This is a genomic window from Paenibacillus sp. A3 (assembly GCF_001399685.1).
Lineage (GTDB): Bacteria > Bacillota > Bacilli > Paenibacillales > NBRC-103111 > Paenibacillus_G.
In genome coordinates this window covers 1-771 of record NZ_JTHN01000379.1, presented here as the reverse complement: position 1 = coordinate 771, position 771 = coordinate 1, and the positions used below count along the sequence as shown (strand labels likewise).

The 771-nt window shown below is 57.5% G+C and carries 1 protein-coding gene; it reads left to right on the top strand.

The window, feature by feature from the left end; all coding sequences use genetic code 11:
- Positions 1 to 608, top strand: a 608-nt coding sequence (locus QJ48_RS34785; protein ID WP_157261874.1) for an iron ABC transporter permease, incomplete at its 5' end; no start/stop codon positions are given.
- Positions 609 to 771 lie beyond the last annotated feature (163 nt).

The window sequence follows — 771 nt, the reverse complement described above, 5'->3', positions numbered from 1 at the left end:
TGCTGTCGATCATCGCGACGCCGATTGCCGGCCTGCTCGGCATGATCATCGCGTTCCTGGTCGTCCGCAAGCAGTTCATCGGGAAAAAAGCGCTCGAATCCGTCAGCATGCTGTCTATCGCCATTCCGGGGACGGTCATCGGGATTTCGTACATTTTGGCGTTCAACCAGGCTCCGCTTGCGCTCACAGGTACGGCGCTGATCATTATCGTCGCGTTCGTCGTGCGGGCCATTCCGGTCGGCATCCGGTCCGGGATCGCGTCCTTGCAGCAGATCGATCCGTCGATCGAAGAGGCGGCGACGAATTTGGGGGCCGGACAGGCGCGAAACTTTTTCACCGTCGTCCTGCCGCTCATCAAACCGGCTTTTTACAGCGGCCTTGTGTACGGCTTCGTCAAAAGCATGACCGCGATGAGCGCCGTCATTTTTCTCATCTCGGCCAAATACAACCTGATCACGGCTTCCATCCTCACGCAGGTGGAATCCGGACGGATCGGCGTCGCCAGCGCGTACTGCACGATTCTGATCGCGATCATGATCGCAGCCTTGCTGCTGCTTAACCTGCTGCTTCGCTTCGTCGGCGGCAGCAAAGAAAAAACGTTAATGTAGGGGGAGAAAGACTTGGCAGCCAAATCGGTCACGCTCAAACAGGTTACGAAAGCTTATGCGGGCTTGGGCACCAAGCAGTCGTCGAATGCGGTATCCGATGTTAATCTCGTCATCGAAGAAGGGCAATTCGCCACGCTGCTCGGTCCGTCCGGCTGCGGCAAAA